The following is a 318-nucleotide window of genomic DNA, read 5'->3' as shown; positions in this document are numbered from 1 at the left end:
AATCAAAGGCAACAAAGCCGCTCAAATTGTGGAGCAAATCAGAACACAGGTTGAGCAGCAACACCTACAGGCTGGCGATAAACTTCCGCCACAGCGGCATCTCGCCGAGCACTTAGCGGTCACCGTAGGCACTATTAGCCGAGCCTATGCTCAGGCAGAGCAACAGGGTTTAATTGAATCAAAAACCGGTAGCGGCAGTTACGTAAAAAGTCCCACCAATTATCAACAACAATGGGGAAGCTTAAAGGGCAATAGCCAACATATTGAGTTATGGCAAAACACCGCGTTTACTCAATCACGCGCCCAACACTTAACACC

The 318-nt window shown here is 48.4% G+C and carries 1 protein-coding gene; it reads left to right on the top strand.

The features are described from left to right. Nucleotides 1–318: GntR family transcriptional regulator (locus tag Q4528_RS13205; RefSeq protein ID WP_303521949.1), on the top strand; the 318-nt coding region annotated here is incomplete at both ends.

It is taken from the genome of Staphylococcus pasteuri, from assembly GCF_030547725.1.
Taxonomy (GTDB): domain Bacteria; phylum Bacillota; class Bacilli; order Staphylococcales; family Staphylococcaceae; genus Staphylococcus; species Staphylococcus pasteuri.
The sequence above is the reverse complement of the archived record's forward strand: the minus strand, read 5'-3'. Positions and strand labels throughout refer to the sequence as shown.